The organism is Kineococcus sp. G2, assembly GCF_037154035.1.
Lineage (GTDB): Bacteria > Actinomycetota > Actinomycetes > Actinomycetales > Kineococcaceae > Kineococcus.
Window position 1 is genome coordinate 1 of sequence record NZ_JBBBEM010000004.1, and the last position, 5,297, is coordinate 5,297.

Consider the following 5,297-nt stretch of genomic DNA (forward strand, 5'->3'; position numbering starts at 1 on the left):
CGCGAGGGCCCGGCCGCGGGTGCGGCCGGGCCCTCGCGCGCTGGACGTGCCCGGATCAGCTCTCCGGGCGAGCGGTCAGGGTGGCGGTCAGCGTCTCCTCGGCACCGTCGCGCACGACGGTCAGCTCCACCTCGCTGCCCACCGCGACCTCGCGGACCGCCGCCGTCAGCGCCTCGTAGCCGGCGGTGAACTCCCCGTCCACCGCGGTGATGACGTCACCGGCCTGGAGGCCGGCCTCGGCGGCCGGGGTGCCCTCGCTGACCGCGGCGACCTGCGCGCCGGTGCGGGTCACGTCGCCCACCGTCACCGCCGGGTCCTCCTGGGTCAGGCTCACGCCCAGCCAGGCGTGCTCGGCGGTGCCGTCGGCCACGAGCTGGTCGGCGATCATCGTCACCTCGTTCGAGGGGATCGCGAAGCCCAGGCCGATGCTGCCGGACTGCGCCGACGCCGACGAGCTGAGCGTGGCGATGGAGGAGTTCACGCCGATGACGCGGCCGCTGGAGTCCAGCAGCGCCCCGCCGGAGTTGCCGGGGTTGATCGCCGCGTCGGTCTGGATGGCGTTGGTCGCCACCGTCTCCGCGGTCGTCTGCTGCCCGGACTGGCCGCCGAACTGGCCGCCGAACGGGCTCTGCTGGCTCTCGCTCTGCACGGTCGTCACCACCGGCCGGTCCACCGCGGAGACGATGCCCGTGGTGGCGCTGCCGGCCAGACCCAGCGGGTTGCCCAGCGCCATGACGGCCTGCCCGGGCACGACCTCGTCGGAGTCGGCGAACGTGGCCGCGACCAGGTCGGCGGGCGGGTCCTGCAGCTGCAGCACCGCCAGGTCGGTCGCGGGGTCGGTGCCCACGATCGTCGCCTCGTACTGGCGGCCGTCGCTGAGGGTGATGACGATCTGCGCGTCCGAACCGGCGCCGGTGACGACGTGGTTGTTCGTCACGACGTGGCCCTGCTCGTCGTAGACGACGCCGGAGCCCACGCCGGAACCCTGCGCGGAGCTCACGCCCACCGCGACGACGCTGGGGGAGACGGAGTCCGCCACGGCCTGCCAGTTGACGGTCGTCTCGCTGACGCCCTGGATGGTGCCGCCGGAGCGGGCGGAGGCGGTGGTGCTCGTGCCCGTCTCCTGCCCGAAGGCGCCCAGCAGGCCGGCCGTCAGGGCGCTGGCGGCCACGGCGCCGGCGACGGCGATGCCCGCCACCCCGGCCCAGCCGGGGCGCCGGCGCGGACCGCGCCCGCCACCACCGCCACCGCCGGAACCGCCGTCGCCGTTCCCGGGAGGGGTGGGGCCGCCGGGCGTCGCCCACGGGTCGTGGGGCTGAGCGCCCTGCGGGCCGTGGGGCGGGTAGCCGTGGGGGGCGACCCCCTGCAGCGGCTGGGTGGGGTAGCTGCCCGGGTAGGTGTGCTGGGCCGGGGCCTGCGGCGCGGTGGGGGTCCCGCCGTCGGGGTCGGGGCCGTACCCGCGGGCCTGGACCGCGGTGCCCGCGGAGGGGGGGCCGCCGAAGGGCGCGGTGCTGCTGTCGACGGTGCGGTGCTTCTCGGCGGTGCGGTCCATCCTCGTTCACCTCTGGTGTGCGGTGCCGGCGGGGCGCGGGGAGCCGGTGCTCCCCGCCCTGCGGGGGCGCGCCCCCGTCTCCCCTCCATTGACGGTCCCCGCCCTGCACGGGTACCCGGAACGGGCTGGACGTCAGCTGTGAATCCGGGGACCGGTGCGCTCGTCGCCGGCGGGACCGTCCCCGCCGGCGTGGTCCTCCCCGCCCGCCCCGTCGCCGGGCCGGGCCGGCGCGGCCCGGAAGCGCACCCGGAACGTCGCGCCGCCGCCCGGCGTGGGCACCGCGGCCACCGTGCCGCCGTGACCGGCCACGATGCTCGCCACGATCGCCAGGCCCAGTCCCGAGCCGCCGCCCGTGCCGCGGCGGCGGGAGGCGTCCAGCCGGTAGAAGCGCTCGAACACCCTCTCGGCCTCCTCCGGCGGCAGGCCGGGGCCGTGGTCGCGCACCTCCAGCACCGACTCCGGCCCCGACGGGCCCGCCACCAGGCCGACGGCGACCTCCACCGGGGTGCCGGCCGGGGTGTGGTGCAGGGCGTTGCCCAGCAGGTTCGTCACCACCTGCCGCACCCCCGCCTCGTCGGCCAGCACCACCGCCGAGGCGGGGCCGGTGCCCTCCTGCACACCCACCAGCCGCACCCGCCGGTCCGGGGCGAGCGCCCGCGCGTCGTGCACCGCGTCGGAGGCCACGACCACCAGGTCCACCGGCTCGCGGCGGCGGTCGGGGCGGCGCTGCGCCTCGTCCAGCCGCGCCAGGGCCAGCAGGTCCTCCACCAGCCGGCCCAGGCGCGTGGACTCGCCCTCGATGCGGCCCATGACGTGCGCCACGTCCTCCTCGCCGCGCACCGCGCCCTGCCGGTACAGCTCCGCGAAGCCGCGGATCGCCGCCAGCGGGGTGCGCAGCTCGTGGCTGGCGTCGGCGACGAAGCGCCGCATCTGCTCCTCGGAGCGCTGCCGGGCGCGGAAGGAGTCCTCGATGCGGGCCAGCATCGTGTTCAGCGCCTGCGCCAGCCGGCCGATCTCCGTGCCCGGCGGGGCCCGCCGCACCCGGCGCGACAGGTCGCCGGCGGCGATGGCCGACGCGGTGCGCTCGATGTCGTCCAGCGGCCGGAAGGAGCGGCGGATCGCCAGCGCGGCCAGGCCCGTGCCCAGCAGCAGCACCGACGCGCCCGCCAGCAGGGCGACCGTCCGGTAGCGCGCCAGCGTCTCCCGCACGCCCTCCAGCGGCACGGCCACCACCGCGTTGACGGGCACGGTGGCGAAGGGGGAGGTCAGCACCCGCCACTGCCCGCCCCCGTCCTCGCCCTCGACGGTGAAGGCGGTGCCGGCCCGGGCGGCGACCAGCTCGCTCGTCACCTCCGGCAGGTCCGGGCGGCCGGTGCACCGGCGCGAGCCCTCCACCGGGGGGCAGACCTCGTCCAGGACGGTGCCGTCGGAGTCGGTCAGCAGCACGTAGAAGGACGAGAAGGGCACCGCGTCGCTGGGGTACCCCTGCGCCAGGTGGGACAGCGACGCCTCCGCCGCGACGAGCCCGCGGCCGCTCAGCTCGTCGTCGACCTGCCGCAGGAGGTTCGCGCGCAGCAGCGTCAGCGACACCCCGCCGAAGACCGCCATCGCCACCAGCAGCAGCAGCACGGCGATCAGCAGCAGCCGCGTCTGCAGCGGCAGCCGCTCCTCCGCGCCGCGCACCCGCCCGCGCCAGCGCTCCAGCACCGTCCCCGCCCGGCTCACCCGGCGTCCGAGGGCACGCGCAGCACGTAGCCGACCCCGCGCTTGGTGTGGATGAGCGGTGTCAGGCCCTCGGTGTCCAGCTTGCGGCGCAGGTAGGAGATGTACGACTCCACGATCCCCGCCTCGCCGTTGAAGTCGTAGTCCCACACGTGGTCCAGGATCTGCGCCTTGGACAGCACCCGGTTCGGGTTGAGCATCAGGAAGCGCAGCAGCTTGAACTCGGTGGGGGACAGCTCCACCGCCCGGCCCGCGCGGCGCACCTCGTGGGAGTCCTCGTCCATCTCCAGGTCGTGGAAGACGAGCCGGCCGGAGTCGGGCCCGGCCGGGCCACCGGTGCGCCGCAGCACGGCGCGGATGCGGGCCACCACCTCCTCCAGGCTGAACGGCTTGGTGACGTAGTCGTCGCCGCCGACGGTCAGCCCGGCCACCTTGTCCGCGGTGTCGTCCCGGGCGGTCAGGAACAGCACCGGCACCGGCCGGCCGCGCTCGCGCAGCTTGCGGGTGACGGTGAAGCCGTCCAGGTCCGGCAGCATGACGTCCAGCACCACCAGGTCCGGGCGCACCTTCTCGGCCAGCTCCAGCGCCTGGGCGCCGTCGGCCGCGGCCGTGACCTCGAAGCCGGCGAAGCGCAGGCTGGTGGCCAGCAGCTCGCGGATGCTCGGCTCGTCGTCCACGACGAGCAACCGGGCCTCCGGGGGGGTGTTCGCGCTCCTCACCCTCCCGATCCTGCCCCCGCCGGCTGGGAAGCACCTGGGGAGGCGCTGGGTCGCGCGGACGCGGGCGGCTGGCAGACTCCCGGGCGTGCTGCGCTCCGTGACCGCCACCCGGTACGTGCTGCCGCTGCGCGAGGGCGGCAGCATGCCGGGGCTGTGCGAGGCCGACGACCTGGGCACCTACGTCGTGAAGTTCTCCGGCGCCGGGCAGGGGCGCAGGGTCCTCGTCGCCGAGGTGCTCGCCGCGCGCCTGGCCGCCGCCCTGGAGCTGGCGGTGCCCGAGCTGGTGGTGGCCGAGGTGGACCCCGTCATCGGCCGCGGTGAGCCGGACGAGGAGGTGCAGGACCTGCTGCTGCGCTCACCGGGCGCGAACCTGGGCATGGACTTCCTGCCGGGTGCGCTCTCGTTCGACCCGGCGGTGGACCCGGTGGAGCCCGGCTGGGCGGCGCGGGTGCTGTGGTTCGACGCGCTGGTGCTCAACGTGGACCGCTCCTGGCGAAACCCCAACGCGCTGTGGTGGGGCGGGCGGCCCTGGCTGATCGACCACGGCGCGGCGCTGTACTTCCACCACGACTGGGCGCGCGCCGCGGCGAGCGCCGCCCGGCCGCTGCGCCACGCCGAGGACCACCTGCTGCTGGGAGCCGCCGCGGACGTGGCGGGCGTGGACGCCGCGTGCGCAGCGGCCCTGACCCCGGACGTGCTGCGCGCCGCGGTGGACGACGTGCCGGACGTGTGGCTGGAGGGGGAACCGGGCTTCGGTTCCGCGCGCCAGGTGCGCGAGGCGTACCTGGGGTGGTTCACCGCGCGGCTGGCGCCACCGCGGCCCTGGGTGGGCGAGCTGGCCGCCGTGCAGCGGGAGGCGCGCCGTGGCTGAGGGCCTGGACGTCTACGAGTACGCGGTGGTGCGGGTGGTGCCGCGCGTGGAGCGCGCGGAGTTCCTCAACGCCGGTGTCGTGCTGTGGTGCCGCGCGCGCGAGCACCTGGCCGCCCGCACCGCGCTGGACGCCGCGCGCCTGCGGGCGCTGGCGCCGGACGTGGACGCCGGCGCGGTGGCCCGGCACCTGGACGCGCTGGAGCGGGTGTGCGCGGACGACCCGGCCGCCGGTGCCGCCGCGTCCGAGGCGCGGGGGGCGCGGTTCCGCTGGCTGACGGCCCCGCGCAGCACCGTGCTGCAGACCTCCCCGGTGCACTGCGGGCTGACGGCCGATCCGGCCGCGGAGCTGGACCGGCTGCTGCGCGCCCTCGTCACCGGCCCCTGAGACGCCCCTGCCCCGTGGGTGGTGCCCACGGGGCGACCCCCGCGGTGA

5 protein-coding genes are annotated in these 5,297 nt (G+C 76.8%); 2 read left to right on the forward strand and 3 right to left on the reverse strand.

What is annotated here, in order from left to right:
• Positions 1 to 55 precede the first annotated feature (55 nt).
• The 3 genes from V9U69_RS00400 to V9U69_RS00410 all read right to left on the reverse strand — a co-directional run bounded on the left by V9U69_RS00400 (position 56) and on the right by V9U69_RS00410 (position 3,993).
• Positions 56 to 1,552: a S1C family serine protease gene (locus V9U69_RS00400; protein ID WP_337059308.1), complete on the reverse strand. Its 1,497-nt coding sequence runs from the start codon at positions 1,550 to 1,552 to the stop codon at positions 56 to 58.
• 132 nt (positions 1,553 to 1,684) lie between these two features.
• Positions 1,685 to 3,160 (reverse strand): sensor histidine kinase, encoded by a 1,476-nt coding sequence (locus V9U69_RS00405; protein WP_442907510.1) that lies wholly within the window; start codon positions 3,158 to 3,160, stop codon positions 1,685 to 1,687.
• Between the two features lie 113 nt (positions 3,161 to 3,273).
• Entirely contained in the window at positions 3,274 to 3,993 is a 720-nt protein-coding gene (locus V9U69_RS00410) for a response regulator transcription factor (RefSeq protein WP_337059310.1), read from the reverse strand.
• 85 nt (positions 3,994 to 4,078) lie between these two features.
• Between V9U69_RS00410 and V9U69_RS00415 the strand changes: the two genes are divergently transcribed.
• Together V9U69_RS00415 and V9U69_RS00420 are read left to right on the forward strand one after the other, a co-directional pair.
• Positions 4,079 to 4,864, forward strand: coding sequence for a HipA family kinase (locus V9U69_RS00415; RefSeq protein WP_337059311.1), 786 nt, complete (start codon positions 4,079 to 4,081; stop codon positions 4,862 to 4,864).
• Positions 4,857 to 5,249, forward strand: a complete 393-nt coding sequence (locus V9U69_RS00420) for a DUF3037 domain-containing protein (protein ID WP_337059312.1) — start codon at positions 4,857 to 4,859, stop codon at positions 5,247 to 5,249. The genes V9U69_RS00415 and V9U69_RS00420 overlap by 8 nt, the downstream gene beginning before the upstream one ends.
• The last annotated feature ends 48 nt before the right edge of the window (positions 5,250 to 5,297 follow it).